This window comes from Thermogemmatispora argillosa, from assembly GCF_059696725.1.
This window is the reverse complement of the sequence record NZ_AP019377.1, coordinates 3,195,890-3,213,649: the sequence shown is the minus strand read 5'-3', so window position 1 is coordinate 3,213,649 and position 17,760 is coordinate 3,195,890. Positions and strand designations below refer to the sequence as shown.

The following is a 17,760-nucleotide window of genomic DNA, read 5'->3' as shown; positions in this document are numbered from 1 at the left end:
GCTGCTGACGTCCACTAGCGCTCTTCCTCTTTCAGCATGCGGACGTAGCTCTGATAGCGCCGTTCGTGGATCAGGCCATCCCTGACCGCCTGGCGGATGGCGCAATTTTCCTCATCGACGTGAAGGCAGTCGGAGTAGAAGCACTCGCCCAGATAGGGGCGAAACTCGACAAAGCAACTGGCCAGCTCTTCCTTGGGAATATTCCAGGCGGCAAGGGCCCGGATACCAGCGGAATCAGCGAGCCAGCCCCCGCTAGAGAGCGGGTAGAGCTGAGAGCTGGTCGTGGTATGGCGTCCTTTGCCCGTGGCGGCGCTCACCATACCAGTGCGCACAGCCATGCCCGGTTCAAGGGCATTGACTAATGAGGATTTGCCCACCCCGGAAGGCCCAGTAAAGAGCGTGATATGATCCTTGAGCAGCTCGCGCAGTTGCTCGATCCCCTGGCCGGTCTCGCAGCTCGTCCAGAGGACGGTGTAGCCAAGCTGCTGGTAGAGGGCAGCAGCTTCCTCGACGCTCTTGTCGTGGGGTAGATCGACCTTGTTAATACAGATGATCGGGCGCAGCTCGGCATGCTCGCAGATAGCAAGATAGCGGTCGAGCATGCCAAAATGAGGCTCCGGTTGCGTGGTGGCGAAAACAATCACCACCTGATCCAGATTTGCAAGCAGCGTCTGCGCCCGCGGATTGCTCTCGCGCGAGCCGACATCGCGCCGCGCCAGCTCGCTCTGACGCGGCAGCACCTCCTCAATCAAGCCTGTCTCTGCATCAAGGCGCCGCACCTTAACACGATCACCGACGCTCAGCCGCGATGGCAGCGTCGTCACTTCCGCCTCTGCACGCTGCTGACGCGCCAATGGACCGGTGACCTTGCCGCGCGCGGTACGCCCCCGAGCTGCCTCAGCGAAAGCCTTCTTGAGCTTGCCACGGAGCGTGCAACGCAGCTTGCCCTGATCGGTATAGACCTCGTAAATGCCGTGTGCTCCGCTAAGCACTATACCGGTCAGCAGTTCCATCGTGTTTTTGCTGGCTTCCTTTTCTTCAGTACCCTCAAGCGTTCAGCGCCCTCATCTTCCGTCATGAGAATAGAGCCTCTACCCCAGAACTCTAGCTGATAGCACGCCATCAAGTAGGGGAGAGGGAGACAGAGAAGCTCGCTGATTTCCGGCCTGGCCATGGACTGCCCAGGGACGGAGATCCCTATCAGCCTCGCGCCTTCATGCCCCCGTTCCAAGGCCCAGGCCAGAGAAGAGAGGCCCTTTTTGTCTCTCCTGACAGATTACAGGAGAGACGGGCACTTTGTCAATGCACTTCACAATCGTCAGCAGGCCAGGTCCGGGGCGGGCTGCTGGTCGCAGAGCCAAGAGGTTGCTTGTCTTACGGCGACATGTCTGGTCACCGATCTGGCCAATGATCGATGATCGCTCGATAAGGGAGCAACACGGAGCAGGCATTGACGTTGCCTCCTTTGATAGGCTAGCCTGAAACAGCGTCGACTCTCTGGCGCTTCTTGTTGAGCAGAGATGGAGTTTGTCGGCATTGCTTCGGCTCAGGCACAGGAGGGAGGAGTGCTGCTATGTCCTGGATCGTTGGCCTTGGGAGTGTTCTCTTGATACTTGTCATCCTGCAGGACGCCTTTGAAACCGTGGTTTTACCGCGGCGTGTCTCGCACCGCTTTCGTCTGGCGCGCCTGATTTTTCGAGTAAGCTGGTGGTTGTGGCGCCGCCCTGCCCATCTTATCCCTCATGGGGCCAGGAGAGAATATGTTTTGAGCCTGTACGGGCCACTCTCACTCTTGTTTCTGCTGGTAGTCTGGGCAGGAGGCTTAGTCAGCGGCTTTGCTCTGCTGCAATGGAGTCTGGGCACGGCAGTGCGCGCCCCGGAGGGACATGTGACGCTGGGGACGCTTTTTTATCTGAGCGGTACAACCTTCTTTACGCTTGGCCTCGGGGATGTGGTCCCCCAGGCCGGGCCGGCGCGTCTGGTGACAGTGGTGGAAGCCGGCACGGGCTTTGGCTTTCTGGCGCTGGTGCTGAGCTATCTGCCAGTGATCTATCAGGCTTTCTCGCGCCGCGAGGCCAGCATTGCTCTACTCGACGCGCATGCTGGCTCGCCTCCCAGTGCTCTAGAGCTGCTGCGCCGCCACGGGCGGGGCGAGCAGTTCCCCGAGTTGGTGCGTTTGCTGCGCGAGTGGGAGCGTTGGGCTGCTGAATTGCTTGAGAGCCATCTCTCTTACCCTGTACTGATCTACTATCGCTCTCAGCACGAGCGTCAGTCGTGGCTGGCTGCCCTGACGACACTTCTCGATGCCTGTGCCCTGATTATCGCCTATCTGGATGACCTGCCCGCACAAACTGCCTGGTTTACCTTTGCTATCGCCCGCCATGCGGCTGTTGACCTGGCCCAGATTTTCGACGTGAAGCCCCGCTCTGCCGCTGAGGAACGCCTGACCAGCGACGAGCGCGCGCGTCTGCTGGCGACACTGGCAGAGCTGGGGCTAGCAACCTCGCCCGAGCGCGAGCGGCGCCTTGCTGAGTTGCGACGGCTTTATGAGCCGTATGTCCAGAGCCTGGCACGGCGTCTGGAGATGCCGCTACCTGCGTGGGCGCCTGCGAAGGTGATTGATGATTGGCAGACCAGCCCGTGGGAGCTTTTGGCCGCCAGCCAGGATGCTGCGGCCTGGCAGCACAAGATGCTCAAGTTGCAGCGCCAGTTCGAGTCGATCAAGCCTGGCGTTCAATCACCAGACGAGACCAGCGCCGGGTAAAGATGAGGCGCTCGGGCGCAGGCTCCTCGGGACAGGGAACCTGCAGCGGATAGACACGCAGGCGGAAGCGCTCATCGCTGGGGAAAAGATACCAGCCAGCAGGCCGGCCCGCCGCATTCCAGGTGCGCAGCAGAGACAGCAGATGCCGGGCCAGATATTCGGCCCCGCCAAAGCAGCGCACCATGATTTCGCAGGTGGCCTGATTGCTTTGTCCATTGGTGCTGGCCGGCTGTCTCCAGCCCGGAGGCAGAGCAAGCAAGGCAATATGATTGTCGGCCACAATCCCAATGGTGGCGCGCGTCTCCAGGCCAGCTATCCTGAAGAGCCAGGGTAGCTCGGCTAGCGCGGCGTGCTCGCGCTGAGCCACAAGGCTGCAGGCCGCTGGCTCGCGCTGCGAGAGCCAGGAGTTAAAGCTGTAGTGGATCTCATGCAGACTGGAGAGTACGCCGCTGGGCAGGTCATACCAGGGACCCGTTAGATCGCGATAAAGCGCGGCCACGTCCACCGCCTGATAGTTGTTCAGGCGCAATTGGAGAACAGGGCTGGCGTCTGACCTTGGTCCGAGGGCGAAGATCCCGCCGGCCTCCGCGAACGGCCCACGGAGCAGCATAAAGGCGCAGCAGCGCACCGAGACGCTCTCAAGGTGGTCCCCTTGCCACTCTAAAGCTACCGAGAATTGGGCGTCGCGCAGGGCCAGAGGCAGCAAGAGGCGTCCGTTGGGCTTGAGCTGTTCATACCAGGGGGCCGCAATATCGCCCGAGGCTACAGTAAGAATGATGCGATCATACGGGGCCGCTGGCGGATAGCCCTGGGCGCCGTCCCCACAGATAACGCGCACATGTCCGTAACCGGCGGCATCCAGATGCGCGCGCGCTCCCGCCACCAGATCCTCATCAATGTCGATGGTGACCACGCTGCCGCTTTCGCCTACAATGTGAGCCATGAGCGCGGCGTTGTAGCCGCTGGCAGCTCCGATCTCCAGCACATGCTGACCCGGCTCCAGTTCAAGCTGCTCCAGCATAATGGCCATGATGGCCGGCTGCGACGAGGAGCTGACGCAGACGCCGTCAACGACTTTGAGGGGAATGACCTGGTCGCGATAGGCCTCTTCAGGCGGCACCCCAGGCAGGAAGAGGTGACGGGGCACAGCCCGAAAGGCCGCTTCGACCCGGGCTGTGCGCAGGAAGCCACGCGCTTTCAGGTGGTCGACAAGCGATTGTTGCAGGGCCGCTACGTGCGCCTGGCGCTGGCGCGCGCCATTCTGGCGGGCCAGATCGGGATCAGGGTCGCGCGCTGGACCTGCTTCCATGAGGCCCTCCTTTCCGTTCTTCCTGCTGACTGATAGGATCAGGGAATGTCTCGCCGATGCCAATCGGTTAGTTGCTGGTAGGCATGAGCAATTCTCAAGACAGTTGCTTCGTCGAAGGCGTTGCCTACTACCTGGAGGCCAAGCGGAAGACCGGCCCGGCTGAAGCCACAGGGGAACGCCACGGCGGGAAGGCCAGCCAGATTGAAGGGCAATGTGAGGCGCAAGGCGGCGGCAGTGGCCTCCTCTCGCTGGCCCTCGATAGTGATTTCCTGATCGATCTGGTCGATGGGGATGGCCGGCATCGGTTGAGCAGGCAGCACCAGGGCATCGACCCGCTGTAGCACCGAGCGCAGGTGTGTGGAGAAGATCCGTCGCTCCTGCTGAGCACGCAGATAGTCAATGGCACTGATGCGCTCGCCCTCCTGCAGGCGACGCAGCGTGAGCGGACCATACAGGGCAGCTCGCTCGCTAAGCCAGCCGCGCTCACGATGAGCAAAGGCAGCTTCGGGAAGCTGGATGGTACGGAAGGTAGCGAGCGAAGGCCGACTGAGCGACACCTCACTGATCTGGGCACCGGCCTCCTGGAAGATAAGGACGGCAGCCCTCCAGGCGGCGCGCACTTCGGGATCAAGCGGTGCCACGAAATCCTCCGGCGGCAGACCAAGCCGCAAGCCCTGCAATGAGAGCGGCCCGCGCCCCTCTGGTCCCTCAATGAGGAGGGCCGACGAGCGTGAGGGCGGGCCAGAAACGCTTTCAGGATCGCGCGGATCATAGCCGGCGATGGCGTCGAAAAGCAGGGCGCAGTCTTCAGCGCTGCGGGCCAGCGGCCCTACGTGGTCTAGCGAACGGGAGAGCGGGATCACTCCATGACAACTGACGCGCCCATAGGTCGGTTTGAGACCAGTGACGCCACAGCAGGCCGCCGGAATGCGAATCGAGCCGCCTGTGTCGGTGCCGAGAGCACCGGCGCACATACCGGCCGCCACCGCTACAGCGGAGCCGCCGCTTGAGCCGCCAGGAACATGTTCGCGCTTCCAGGGATTGCGCGTCGGAGGGGTGAAGACACCTAGACCAAATTCATGGGTGTTTGTCTTGCCGATAATGACGGCTCCATGACGCCGCAGATGCTCGACAACGCTGGCATCCTCCTGCGCCACATGGCCAGCCAGAACCTGCGAGCCAGCGGTGAGAGGTGCCCCGCGTACGGCAATGAGGTCTTTTACGGCGATGGGAATGCCATGCAGGGGACCACGGAAGAAGCCGCGACGCTGCTCGCGCTCGGCCTCTTCGGCAGCCTGGAGAGCCGCATCGCGCATCACAGTGATAAAGGCTCGTAGTTCACCATCAAGGGCCTCAATACGTGCTAGAGCCTCGCTGACGAGTTCCCCAGGGGTTGTCATCCCGGAGCGGATGTCGTCCGCCAGCTCACGAATGGTTCGATAGAGCATGCTTTCCTTTCACGCTGCACAATGCATATACATGCATGCATGCTAGCTAGCACCGGGCACTTGGGCGGCCAGGTCTTCCTTTTATTGTATCACGCCCGGGTAGGCCATCTTGCTCCGGTTCCTCCCGCTTTCTGCTCCGCCCCGCGCTGACTGAAGCAAGAGTTTCTCTCCGTCAGGCAGCGCAGGGGAGAGCAGAGCGGTCACGAGCGAGGCGCGAACGCAGCCGGCAAGCAGCTCAGGGGAGAGCCGAGATAGCCGTTGCTGCGTCCGCACGCTCGCTGCGTTGATCTCCAGGCCCAAACCCGCAGGCAGGGTAGAGCCTACGGCTGCCCGAGGCCATGAGTCCGCTCCTGCCCCGGCCGCCAGCGCAGATTGGGACGGCGCGCCGCCAGCGCCTGATCAAGCCTCCCCACCGGCGTGGTGTGCGGGGCCGTTTTGACGATCTCTGGGTTGGTGCGCGCTTCGTGGGCAATCTGACGCATGACTTTGACAAAGTAGTCCAGCGTCTCGCGCGTCTCGGTCTCCGTCGGTTCAATCATCAGGGCCTCATGTACGATGAGCGGAAAGTAGATGGTCGGGGCATACATGCCGAAATCAAGCAAGCGCTTGGCGATATCGTTGGCCGTAACACCGCTCTCTTGCTTTTGGCGCTGAGCTGTGGCAACAAACTCATGCTGGCACAGGCGCACTTGAGGGAAGGCGATTTCGTAGTCAGAGGCCAGTTCATGCCGCAGATAGTTGGCATTGAGAATGGCGCTCTGGGCAACGCGCAGCAGCCCATCCGGCCCATAGGTGCGAATATAGGCATAGGCACGGACAAGTACCCCGAAGTTGCCCGTGTTGGCGCGCACTTTGCCAATCGAGAGCGGCCCCGGATCAGCCCAGTAGTAGTTACCGTGCTCGTCTTTGGCCGGCAGCGGGCCAGGCAGGAAGGGGACAAGGTGCTCTTTAACGCCAATGGGGCCTGCCCCTGGTCCCCCACCACCGTGCGGCGTGCTGCAGGTCTTGTGTAAATTGAAATGCACAACATCGAAGCCCATGTCGCCCGGGCGCGTGATTCCCAGGACAGCATTGGCATTGGCCCCATCGTAGTAGAGCTGTCCTCCTGCCTCGTGCACCAGACGCGCAATTTCAACGGCATTGCGGTCAAAGATGCCCAGCGTATTGGGATTGGTTAACATGATGGCCGCCACCTGCTTCCCCTGGCTATCGAGCAGCGAGCGCAGGCGATCCATGTCAAGGCCGCCAGTGGCCGGATCGGTCTTGATTTCAACGGCGCGATAGCCAGCCAGCGTGGCGCTGGCGGGATTAGTGCCGTGGGCGTTGTCAGGGATCAGCACCAGATTGCGATGCCCCTCGCCACGATGTTCATGGTACGCCTTGATGAGCATCAGGCCCGTGAGTTCACCATGCGCCCCCGCTGAAGGTTGCAAGGTTACGCGCGCCATACCAGCAATTTCAGCTAGATACTGTTCTAACTCATATTGCAACTGAATGGCTCCCTGGACAGTACTTTCGGGCTGGAGGGGATGAAGTGCGGCGAAGCCTGGTAGCGCAGCCATATCCTCGTTGAGCTTCGGATTATACTTCATCGTGCAGGAGCCGAGCGGATAAAAGCCGGTGTCAACCCCAAAGTTGCGCTGCGATAGATGGGTATAATGGCGCACAATCTCGATCTCGCTGACCTCGGGCAGAGGAGCCGGCTCCTGGCGCAGCAGATGGGGTGGTATCAGGCTCTCCAGCGGCTCGGCAGGCACATCCAGCGCGGGCAAGGTTGCAGCACGTCGTCCAGGGGCACCTTTTTCGAAAATCAGCGGCTCAACGCTCATGCCGCCACCTCCTTTAAGGCCGCCACCAGGCGGTCGATATCCTCGCGAGTGCGCGTCTCGGTCACGCAGAAGAGCATATGATTGGTCAGATCGGGATAGTCGCGGCCCAGGTCGTAGCCGCCGATGATGTCGTACTGCAGCAGGTGCTCCTGCAGGCGCGTGGGCGAGACCGGCAGGCGGATCACAAATTCATCGAAGAAGGGACTATTGAAAGCGAGTGAGAAGCCAGGCAGGGCGCTGATCTGGCGCTGAGCGTAGCGAGCCTTATGCAGGCAGAGGGTCGCCAGTTCGCGCAGGCCCTCCTTACCCAGGGCCGCCATGTAGATTGTGGCGCCAACGGCCAACAGTGATTGATTAGTACAGATATTAGAGGTTGCGCGCTCGCGGCGAATATGTTGCTCGCGCGTCTGCAGCGTCAGAACATAACCGGTCTGCTTGGCGCCTCCTTCTTCGACCGTCTGCCCCACCAGACGCCCCGGCATCAGGCGTAAGAAGCGCTCGCGCGCAGCCAGGAAGCCCAGGGCTGGCCCGCCGAAGCTCATAGGGTTTCCAAAGCTCATCAGCTCACCAACAGCGATATCGGCGTTGTACTCCGCCGGCGAGGACAGCAGGCCGAAGGAAGCCGGCTCGCTGGTGACGCTGATGAAGACGGTGCGGCTGTGACGGTGAACCAACGGTTCGATAGCTTTGACATCCTCGATGCAACCGAAGAAGTTCGGCTGTTGGATGGCGACGGCCACGGTCTCAGGTCCGACGGCAGCTTCTAGAGCCGCAAGCGAGGTGACGCCGTTCTCTGTTGCGATTTCACGGACGCTGAAGCCGCGTGCGTGGGCATAGGTTCGCAGGACGCGGCGGTATTGGGGGTCAATGCCGGCTGAGACGACGACTTCGCCTTGGCCGCCGGGACCGAGGGCCATGAAAACGGCCTCGACGAGAGCCGTGGCGCCGTCGTAGAGCGAGGCGTTGGCAATGTCTAGCCCGGTAAGCTGGCAGACCATTGTTTGAAATTCGTAGATGGCCTGCAGCATACCTTGGCTGACTTCCGGCTGATAAGGCGTGTAGGAGGTGACAAATTCGGAGCGGCGCTGTAGATGCGGTACAACGCTGGGAATGGCATGCTCGTAGGTGCCGGCACCCAGGAAGGAGATGACCTGATCAAGGCTCTTGTTTTTGGCCGCCATGCTCATCATGAGTCGCTTCAGCTCTGGCTCGGCCAGGGCCGGCGGCAGGTTGAGAGGACGGCGCAGGCGTACTTCCTCGGGTACCGGCTCTAATAAGTCTTCCATCGATCGTAAGCCCAGGTGCTCAAGCATGGCTTGTTGCTCCTGGGGCGTGTTTGGTATGTATCCCATCGTAGCTTCATCTCCTGAACGGTGAACTGGAATCAGGGTCAATCGATCGCAGATGTCGCAGATGCCCACTGATCCGCTTCCGCCAGCCAGAAGAGCCAGCCGTTGTTCGCACTCAGGGAGGAAGACACAGGACATCCAGACATCTGACCAGTTTTGATAAGCGTGGCCCGCCGACGCAGGCGGCAAGGCAACTGCGCGCCCTCTTTTTGCCTCTCCTGGGAACTGGTCTGGCAGACGGTGGGCTGCAGAGAAAGCAGATGGGCAAGTGAGAAGCGGCAGAGTAGCGGCATAAGCAGAGCGGGCCACAGTGAGCCAATAAGCCAGCATCAACGCCCTTCGAGATAGGCGATGTACTGCTCAGCGGTCATAAGATCATCCAGTTCCGCAGGATTGCTCAGCTTGACTACCAGCATCCAGCCTTCGCCATAAGGCTGTTCGTTGACCAGCTCAGGGTGATCCTTGAGCTGCTCATTGATCTGCAAGACCTCGCCGCTGACCGGCGCTACCAGCTCGGAGGTGGCTTTCACGGATTCGATGTCGCCAAATTTCTGATCGCGGCTCAGCTGTTGGCCGGGCGCCAGGGGAATTTCGACATAGACGACATCGCCGAGCTGATCCTGAGCATAGTCTGTGATGCCGATGGTCGCCTGGTCGCCCTCGACGCGGACCCACTCATCGGTTTTGCTGTATTTGAGGTCAGCCGGATGATTCAGGCTCGCCATATCCTCTGTTCTCCTTTTGCTCTGTTCAGCCTTTCTTTTTCCTGCTGTTCTGCTCGCGGGCTAAGGCAGCGTCTTCCACGTGCTTCGCCGCCGGTGACGTGCGACCTGCCTGCTCAAGGCTTCGCCTTATTTGCGGCGCTTGTAGAAGGGCAGGGCCACGAGGCGTGCGGCCAGGCGCCGATCACCAATCTCGACCTGTACGAGGTGCTCGGGCAAAGCGCGAGAAGCCTCGACATAGCCCATACCAATGCTCTTGTTGAGCGTTGGGCTAGGGGCCCCACTGGTTACTACGCCGATGGCCCGCTGGTTCTCCCCATTGCGCCCGCTGGCGCCGTCGTTGTCGCTATCATAGATAGTATAGCCACCGCGGGGGACGCGACGTTCGAGCATCTCCAGGCCCATGAGCTTGCGCGCCGCTCCCTGCTCGCGCACCCGCAGCAGGGCCTCGCGGCCAATGAAGTCACCTTTTTCAAATTTTACCGTCCAGGCCAGGCCAGCTTCCAGAGGATTAGTCTGCTCCGTCAACTCGTGCCCGTAGAGGCAATAACCGGCCTCCAGACGGAGTGTATCGCGTGCGCCCAGCCCTGCGGGGACCAGCCCATGTTCTTTCCCTGCCGCTAGCAGGCGCTCCCAGAGCAGAGGAGCTGCTGACGCCTCACAATAGAGTTCAAAGCCGTCCTCACCTGTGTAGCCCGTGCGGGAGATCAGGCAGGCCAGGCCCGCCACCTCGCCCGGCAGACAGCGATAATAGCGAATCGTCGCCAGGTCAACGGGCGTCAAGGGCTGAAGGATGGTCTGAGCGGCTGGCCCTTGCAACGCTAGCAAGGCAGTCTCTTGCGAGCGATCGCTGATCTGGACAGCCTTAAAGCGCCGGGCCTGCTCCTGGAACCAGGCCAGGTCTTTGGCAATGTTAGCGGCATTGACTACCACCATATAGCGCTCTGCCTCCAAACGGTAGACCAGCAGGTCATCGATGACGCCCCCCGTGGGCAGGCAAAGCGTCGTGTAAAGCGCTTGATTGATGGCAAGTCGCCCGACATCATTGGGAACCAAATACTGAAGAAATGGCAGCGCCTCTGGACCCTCAATCTGGAACTCGCCCATGTGGCTGACGTCGAAGAGGCCAGCCTGTGTGCGCACAGCCCGGTGTTCTTCGAGAATGCTGCTGTACTGGAGCGGCATCTCCCACCCCCCAAATTCGACCATCCGCGCCCCAAGGGCCCGATGCTGCTCATAGAGGGGAGTGCGTTTCAGAGGAGCTGCTGCGGCGTGCTCTGTTGTCATCGTTGACTCCTTGGCAAGGTTCGAGGCTTGGCTTGGTGTGCCTGCACGGTTGACGCTTCCACTATAACAGATTTTGCCGACCGCGTCGAATCGCCTTTGCTTCTTGCTCCAAGCGCTGCCTGTTTGCGCTGCCCGGCTACACTGGCGGGCATCCTTTTGCCTTCTACGCACCGCTCAGTAGTCAAGCAGACTCTGCAGCTCTCGCTCTGCCTGCTTACTCAGCGGAATCATGATCTCCTGGGGGTCGTCAAGCTGGAGCGTATAGCTGTTGCGCGTGAATTGAATGACGGCCTTGATATGTTGCAGATTGACCAGATAGGCACGATGAGCTTTGAAGAAACCGCGTCCGTTCAGGCGTCGCTCCAACTCCTGGAGTGTCAGAGGGGTGGTAGCTTCCTCACCGCTGATAGTACGCAGGATGGTTCGACCATCACGGCTGGTGGCGTAGAGGACCTCCGAGGGATCGTAGAGCATGATGCGATCGTCCCGGCGCGCCGTGACTTTGTAGGGGACATAGCGTGTGGGTGCCGCCGCGGTCGCTCTTTCGTCTTCTCTGCTCTCGTCTTCGCTCTGGCGGGCCGCATAGCTATAGTCGCCGCTGATGCGTCCGGCCTCGAGTTCAATGACGCGCGTGCAGAACTTCCCGGCCCAAGCGAGATCTTTGGCGCTGAGCAGGACAGCGCTGCCCTGAGCGGCCAGCCCCTGGATCAGGTGGGCAAAGAGCTGGGCGGTATCCCAATCGACGCGTTCCACCGGCTCGTCGAGCAGGGCCAGAGCCGGCTGTCGCAGTTGCAGAAGAGCAAAGGAGAGGCGCCGTTTGGCCGAGCACGAAAGCTTATCGATCTGCTGCCGAGCTTGATCGCCTAGTCCGACCGCTATCAGTACCTCATCTATCTTGCGCGAGGGAAGGCCATAGAGTGCGCAGCAGAAGGCCAAAAACTGCCGAGGGGTCAGCCGCTGGTAGAGCAGATCCTCCGCAAAGAGCAAGGCGACGCGAGCCAGCGCCTGACGATCACGAGAGAGGTCGCGCCCATCCAGGGTAATGCTGCCTCCGCTGGGCTTGAGCTGGCCAGCCAGCATATGCAGCAGGAGGGTCTTGCCACAGCCCGAGGGGCCGATTACAGCCACTATTTCCCCTCCCTGGACCTGCAAATGGGCAATCGATAGCACGGTTCGCCCAGCAAAGGTCTTCTCCAGCCGGCAGACCTCTAATAGCATGGTGCTCCCTCCTCTCGCGATGCTGCGGTTGCGTCTGGGTCGAGTCGGGTCAATGATCGCAGATTATTATACAGGAGAGCCAACCTGGACAGGAAGTAGAGGGTTATGCCGCACAGCGGCCCTTTTCCCCGGCTAACAGCCGCGCTATTCACCCCGGCTTTTGCTCCACTCAGCGTCAATACGCGACCATTCAAACCGTCAGGCAAGCCTTTCAGCCTCTCAAATGCGCCAGTCGGCCTTTTTTTGTGGCGCACGAGAGTCGCGGATGGTACAGTCAGCCTAGAGCGCGTTGCCAGGTTAAGCGCGGAGACGCCTGGCCAGATCCTTTCCTTCCTCCAGCCTTGCCCTGAAAGCCAAAGAAAGACAAGACAAGAAAGGAGATCTACAAGTGGAGACCATCTCTGAGCCGGAGCTGATGATTGAAGCCCAACAACTCCGGCGGGCCTTCGGTCAGCGTCTGGCTGTTGCCGATCTCAGCTTCAGCGTTCGGCGTGGCGAAATCTTTGGCCTGCTCGGTCCCAACGGGGCCGGCAAAACCACCACCATTCGTCTGCTCAGCGGTCAAATCACTCCCGATAGCGGCTGGGCACGCGTGGCCGGCTGCGATATAGCCCGTGAGCATTTGCGCCTGAAGCAGCGCATCGGCGTCGTCTTCGAGGAGCAGAACCTCTACGAGCGGCTCACCGCCCGCGCTAATCTTCGCTTCTCGTGCTGGCTCTACGGCCTGCCCGAGAAGCGCATCGACGAAGTGCTGACCTTAGTTGAGCTGCGCGACCGCGCTCGCGAGCCGGTAGGCAAGCTTTCTCAGGGCCTTAAGCAGCGTCTGCTCATCGCGCGTGCCCTGATTCATAAGCCCGCTGTGCTCTTCCTTGACGAGCCTGGCCGGGGCCTCGACCCCATCTCAGCGCATACCGTGCGCCAGGTCATCCGGCGCCTGAGCGAGGAAGGCACCACAATTGTGCTCACCACCCATCTGATGGAAGAGGCCGACCAGCTCTGTCAGCGCGTTGCCTTTATCGTCAACGGGCGCCTGATCGCCAACGACACCCCGCGCCATCTCAAGCTCCAGCACGGCAAGCGCCTACTGCAGGTCACGCTGGAAGAGTCCCAGGACCACAGCCCGCGTCTGTGCGATCTCGTTCTCAAACTCGACGATGCCAATGATCAGCAGCGGCTGGCACGTTGGCTGAGCGAAGGGAGAGTTCGCGCTTTGCATACACAAGAGGCCAGCCTTGAAGAGGTCTTCTTTCGCGTTGCCGGCGTGCCACTAACGTAAAGCCTCCCTCATACAGCGCACGCCGTGGGCCAGATCATCGTAGCAGCAGAAATAGCCGACAGCCAGACATCAGAAAGGGTTAGCATCATGCATCTGCGAGGCATGCTCGCCATTGCCCGTAAAGACATCATCGACATAGTGCAGAACAAAGCCATGCTTGTTGGACTGCTTATTCCCATCATCATGGCTGTGCTTTTCAGTTTCCTCAACAGTCTCATCAGTGGCACACCAACGCGTCTGCTCATCTACAACCCGGGTCACTCACCGGTTGAGCGCATCGTCAGCGCCGCCTTCTCCTCGCCGGCCATCAGCTACGCCGCGAGCCCCGCCGAAGTAGAGGCGGCCTTTGGTCCCGATGGGACCCACAAGCAGTCGCCCTACGCCCTCGGCCTGATCGTGCCCGCCACCTTTGAGAGCGACCTGCGCGCGGGCCGCCATCCGCAAGTACAGCTTTTTCTCAACGGAGAGAGCGTCGGAGCGACCCAGCGCGCCCTACTCACCCAGGCCCTGACCGACTACGGGCGCCAGGTGGTCAATCCCGAGCCGCCGCTGACCGTAGTCACCAGCACTATTAACCCGCCTCAGCCGAGCGCCTTTGGCCAGGACAGCCGGGCCTTTTTCGTCATGTATGTGCTCGTCATGACCATCATGAACTCTGCCAACATCGTACCTGGCCTTATCATCGAAGAGAAAGAAAAGAAGACCCTGCGGATGTTGTTGGCCTCGCCAGTTTCCTTTGGCGACATCATTGCCGCCAAGCTACTGGTCAGTCTGGCCTACCAGATACTGCTTCTGGCCGTCGTTTTTCTCATCATGCAGGGCTTCACCGGTGACCTGCCCTGGTTACTGCTCTTTCTCTTCATCGGCGCCTGCCTGAGCAATACTCTCGGCCTCCTGATTGGCTGTCTGTTTCAGACTACCTCAGCCTCGGGAGCAATGGGGGGTATCCTGACCTTCTTTTTCAGCGTGCCTTCGCTCTTCGTTGGCCCTCTCGGACAACTGGCCGAGGGGCAATCGTTCATGATCATCGTCAAGGCCGTCCCATTCTACTACCTGGCAGAAGGCATCTACCAGGCCCTGAGCAGCCAGATCAGCATCTCGACCTTGACGACCGATCTGGCGGTTACCGCCGGCACCACCTTGCTATTCTTCCTGCTGGCCGCCTGGAGCCTGCGCCATCAGGCGGCAGTTGCCAGCAGCATCTAGCTCCAGGCGCGGAACGGGAAGAGCTTGATCCTGGCCGGGCTCGGGCCACTGTCTCAGTCCCAGCCCGGCTTTGTGCGCAGTAGTTCGGTTCGGCCTGGCTCCCTCAGCAGAAAGGCCCCAGCCTGGTGACAACGCGCACAGCTTGTGATATCCTGTCTCGCGACAGGACGAGCGCGAGCATAGCAGACGCTACCAGCGGCGGCCAGCGGGCGGGTGGTTCGTCGGCCTGCACGTTCGTGCCGCCTATGCGCCTTTGCAACGGAAGACAGGAGAACAGACCCATGCCGACAGCAATCTGGGGGGAGCCGGAGCCAGAAGGCAACGAGGCTTATCCGCTAGCAACCCTGAAGCAGCTGCTTCACCAGATGATGGTGCATTTCGCGGCTCAAGGGGCATGCCTGGCGCTCTACGATGCCCTGCTAGGACAGATGGTGATCAGGCTCCATGTGCGTCTGCGCAATGGTGGCGCAGGGGGACAGCCCAGTCTGAGCCTGAGCGCAGGTCAGAGCGGCGTGGAGGGTGTCCATCGCGTCGGCAGGCGAACAACCATCAATCTGCAAGACCCTTCTTCTTCGGCCATTGGGCGTCTGAAACGTACCCCCGCACCTCAAGATGAGCTGGAAGATGTACCACCCCAGCCAGGCAGCCTCTTCCCGGTGGGCAGCCGCTACGCGCCAGGCCAGGATCTCATCGGTTATGTGTGGCGCGAGAACCGCTCCTGCATTATGGAGCATGAGAGCTACATCTATGCCTTTCACGGGCAGCGCAAGATGGCGCTCACCCTTGACATCAGGCCCCACTGGTACTTTGCCGCTCCCATTCAGGAGCCGCTGCTTGCCCATGAAGAGAGCGGCCAGCGGGTGGCTTCTCAGCCGCAAGTATTAGGGGTCGTGGTGCTTTACAAGCTGATGCCAGCGCCGGGTTTCGACCTCAAGCAGCGCCAGGAGGTCCATGCTTTCACAGAGCGCATGGCCCTCTATCTTGAGAACCATCGTCTGCGCCAGATCCAGCGTCGCACCAGCGAGCACCTGCAATCTCTGCAGCAGCTCAGCGCCATCTTTCCGTCGACCGTTAACCTGGCCTATTTGCTGGAGCAAGTCTATCAGTTCACACGGCGCATCGTCGATGTCTCGGCCATGCTGGTCACCCTCTATGATCGCGATACACGCATGATCTACGACGTCTACGCCGTCCGGGATGGCAAGCCGGTTGAGGGACTGCCTACCGAGTCAGTCGAGCCGCGTACACGTCGCCAGTGGTGGCGCGTCACTCAAGAGGAGAAACGCACCCTGCTGCTTAGCCCGGCTCATCTGCGCCAGCATGAATACGACGAGCTGCTGCAAGGAGTCTGGGGAGACCAGCGCCAGGCTGAGTCGTTCCTCCTGCTGCCGATGAAAATGTTTAACCGTGTCATCGGCTCGGTTAGCCTGGCCAGCCAGCGGCCTAACGCCTACCGGCACGAAGATATTCAGGTGCTGGAGACGATGGTCCAGATCATCACTGTGGGGATCGAGAACGCCCGACTGTACGAGCGCTCGCGGCGTCTGCTACGCAAGGCCCGGCAGCGCGAAGAATCGCTGGCGGCCATGAATAGTGCCCTGCAGTCCATCAGCCTCGTGCTCAACGTGCGCGAGATGCTCGACAACTTTGTCCGCGCCGTTGCCAACCTGGTTGAAGCGGAGGTTAGCGTCTTCTTCCAGCTCTCAGCAGACAAAGAGGAGCTGGTCGCCCAGGCCATCTATGCCCGAAGCAATAAAGGGGCCAGCAATGAAGCCCTCTCCTTCATGCACGCCGACAGCGAAAAGGAGCGCGAGCTGATCGAGATGATTCGCCTGCCTTTCAAGGGGTCGCTGTTAGAGCGCATGGCGAGCGAGGGCGCCTTTTTCTATCTTGATGCCGCCCTGGCTGAGGAGCTGGCGCAGACGGCCAGCGAGGGAGGAGCCATCTTTCTGCGCGAGACCCAGATTCAACGCATGATCATGATCCCGGTCCAGTATCAGACCGAGCTAATGGGCATGCTGGCCCTGCATACGCCGCGGCAGGACCGTGTCTTTCAGCCGGAGGAAATCGGCATGCTGCTGGCCATCTGCAGTCAGGCCGCCAGTGCCATCCGCAATGCGCAGCTCTTCGAGCAGATTCAGGAGGCCAATGCCGAGCTGCAACGCATGAACACGCTCAAGGATGAGTTCATCGTCACCGCCTCCCACGAGCTGCGCACGCCACTGAGTGCTATCAGCGGCTATGCCTCCCTGCTTAAGCGCCAGAGCGCGCGCGCCACACCGCAGCAGATTCTGCGCTTCGCCAGTAAGATCGCCGCCTCGGCCCAGCAGCTGAGCGCTCTGGTGGCCAACATGACCGAGGCCGCCAATATGGATGCCCTGGGCCGCAAGCTGGAGCTACATCCCAGCCCCGTCGAATTGCGCACCGCCGTGCAGATGGCGGTCAGTATTTTGAGCATCAATATTGAGCAGGAGATCGAGGTCAATGTCCCCGAGGGCATCTGGCTCTACTGCGATCCGCAATTGTTGCGTCAGGTCCTGACGAACTTGCTCGACAACGCCGCCAAATACTCGCCGCCGGATAGCCGCATCGAGATTCGGGTCCGGGAGATGACGCTTGGCGAGGTGCCCCTCCCCGAGGAGCAGGTTGATCACGAGGCTTTGATCGAGAAGGGGGCCGATCTGCCCGTGGCCGTGGTGAGCGTCTGCGATCAGGGTGAGGGTATCTTGCCCGAAGAGCAGCATAAGATCTTTGAGAAGTTCGTCCGCGCCTCACGAACCCTGACCACGCCTGTGCGCGGCTCCGGTCTGGGTCTCTATATCTGCCGCCGCTTTATCGAGGCAATGGGTGGCAAGCTCTGGCTGGAGCGCAGCGTACCCGGCGAAGGCTCGATCTTTAGCTTTTATCTGCCGCGCACCAGTCCACCACCCGAAGCCCGCGAGCAGGAGGAGGAGGAAGAACCGGCCAGCAATCATGAAGAGTCTGCCTGATGTGTTGATTGTTGACGACGATCCGCTCATCCGTGAGATGATGATCGATATCCTTGAATTTGAAGGCTACCGCCTGCGCACAGCCCGCAATGGGCAGGAGGCCCTGCAGCTATTACAGGGCGAGGGGCGCTATGTGGTCTTTCTCGACCTGCTGATGCCGGTCATGGATGGCAGTACGCTTTGCCAGCAACTGGCCGCTCAGCCGGAGCTGCGCCGCCGCCACCGCATTATTCTGATGTCGGCTATGGATCGCCTGGCCGACGCCTCCTCCCTGCAGGCCGATGGGTTGATGCCAAAGCCCTTCTCGGTTGAGGATGTTCTGCAGGCCCTGGCTCCCTTTCGCGCGCTCTCTCCATGAACGT

The 17,760-nt window shown here is 60.8% G+C and carries 13 protein-coding genes; 5 read left to right on the top strand and 8 right to left on the bottom strand.

The window, feature by feature from the left end; all coding sequences use genetic code 11:
* Positions 1–14: 14 nt before the first annotated feature.
* The gene (rsgA, locus tag AC6H1L_RS12495) at positions 15–1,013 is read right to left on the bottom strand and encodes a ribosome small subunit-dependent GTPase A (protein WP_497597825.1); all 999 of its coding nucleotides are present in this window, start codon (positions 1,011–1,013) and stop codon (positions 15–17) included.
* 560 nt (positions 1,014–1,573) lie between these two features.
* Between rsgA and AC6H1L_RS12490 the strand changes: the two genes are divergently transcribed.
* Positions 1,574–2,764, top strand: a complete 1,191-nt coding sequence (locus AC6H1L_RS12490) for a potassium channel family protein (protein WP_497597824.1) — start codon at positions 1,574–1,576, stop codon at positions 2,762–2,764.
* Here the strand turns inward: AC6H1L_RS12490 and AC6H1L_RS12485 are convergent.
* The 7 genes from AC6H1L_RS12485 to AC6H1L_RS12455 all read right to left on the bottom strand — a co-directional run bounded on the left by AC6H1L_RS12485 (position 2,721) and on the right by AC6H1L_RS12455 (position 11,926).
* Complete coding sequence (locus AC6H1L_RS12485) at positions 2,721–4,073, bottom strand: methyltransferase domain-containing protein (RefSeq protein ID WP_497597823.1); 1,353 nt, start codon at positions 4,071–4,073, stop codon at positions 2,721–2,723. The two genes, AC6H1L_RS12490 and AC6H1L_RS12485, sit on opposite strands and share 44 nt — an antisense overlap.
* 38 nt (positions 4,074–4,111) lie before the next feature.
* Positions 4,112–5,521 carry an amidase gene (locus tag AC6H1L_RS12480; RefSeq protein ID WP_497597822.1) on the bottom strand — a complete coding sequence of 470 codons (1,410 nt, stop codon included), beginning with the start codon at positions 5,519–5,521 and terminating at the stop codon, positions 4,112–4,114.
* 320 nt (positions 5,522–5,841) lie between these two features.
* Positions 5,842–7,350 carry an aminomethyl-transferring glycine dehydrogenase subunit GcvPB gene (gene gcvPB / locus AC6H1L_RS12475; protein ID WP_497597821.1) on the bottom strand — a complete coding sequence of 503 codons (1,509 nt, stop codon included), beginning with the start codon at positions 7,348–7,350 and terminating at the stop codon, positions 5,842–5,844.
* Entirely contained in the window at positions 7,347–8,702 is a 1,356-nt protein-coding gene (gcvPA, locus tag AC6H1L_RS12470; protein ID WP_497597820.1) for an aminomethyl-transferring glycine dehydrogenase subunit GcvPA, read from the bottom strand. Before gcvPA ends, gcvPB begins: the two co-directional genes overlap by 4 nt.
* Positions 8,703–9,028: 326 nt before the next feature.
* The gene (gene gcvH, locus AC6H1L_RS12465; RefSeq protein WP_497601546.1) at positions 9,029–9,415 is read right to left on the bottom strand and encodes a glycine cleavage system protein GcvH; all 387 of its coding nucleotides are present in this window, start codon (positions 9,413–9,415) and stop codon (positions 9,029–9,031) included.
* A 135-nt stretch (positions 9,416–9,550) separates the two neighbouring features.
* Complete coding sequence (gcvT, locus tag AC6H1L_RS12460; RefSeq protein WP_497597819.1) at positions 9,551–10,708, bottom strand: glycine cleavage system aminomethyltransferase GcvT; 1,158 nt, start codon at positions 10,706–10,708, stop codon at positions 9,551–9,553.
* 174 nt (positions 10,709–10,882) lie between these two features.
* Entirely contained in the window at positions 10,883–11,926 is a 1,044-nt protein-coding gene (locus tag AC6H1L_RS12455; protein WP_497597818.1) for an ATP-binding cassette domain-containing protein, read from the bottom strand.
* Positions 11,927–12,314: 388 nt separating this feature from the next.
* Here AC6H1L_RS12455 and AC6H1L_RS12450 point away from each other — a divergent pair, with 388 nt between their 5' ends.
* The 4 genes from AC6H1L_RS12450 to AC6H1L_RS12435 all read left to right on the top strand — a co-directional run bounded on the left by AC6H1L_RS12450 (position 12,315) and on the right by AC6H1L_RS12435 (position 17,756).
* Complete coding sequence (locus AC6H1L_RS12450) at positions 12,315–13,202, top strand: ABC transporter ATP-binding protein (protein WP_497597817.1); 888 nt, start codon at positions 12,315–12,317, stop codon at positions 13,200–13,202.
* A gap of 87 nt (positions 13,203–13,289) precedes the next feature.
* On the top strand, positions 13,290–14,408 hold the full coding sequence (locus AC6H1L_RS12445; protein WP_497597816.1) for an ABC transporter permease: 1,119 nt from the start codon (positions 13,290–13,292) through the stop codon (positions 14,406–14,408).
* A gap of 281 nt (positions 14,409–14,689) precedes the next feature.
* Positions 14,690–17,398 (top strand): sensor histidine kinase, encoded by a 2,709-nt coding sequence (locus AC6H1L_RS12440; RefSeq protein ID WP_497597815.1) that lies wholly within the window; start codon positions 14,690–14,692, stop codon positions 17,396–17,398.
* On the top strand, positions 17,382–17,756 hold the full coding sequence (locus AC6H1L_RS12435; RefSeq protein ID WP_497597814.1) for a response regulator: 375 nt from the start codon (positions 17,382–17,384) through the stop codon (positions 17,754–17,756). The genes AC6H1L_RS12440 and AC6H1L_RS12435 overlap by 17 nt, the downstream gene beginning before the upstream one ends.
* The last annotated feature ends 4 nt before the right edge of the window (positions 17,757–17,760 follow it).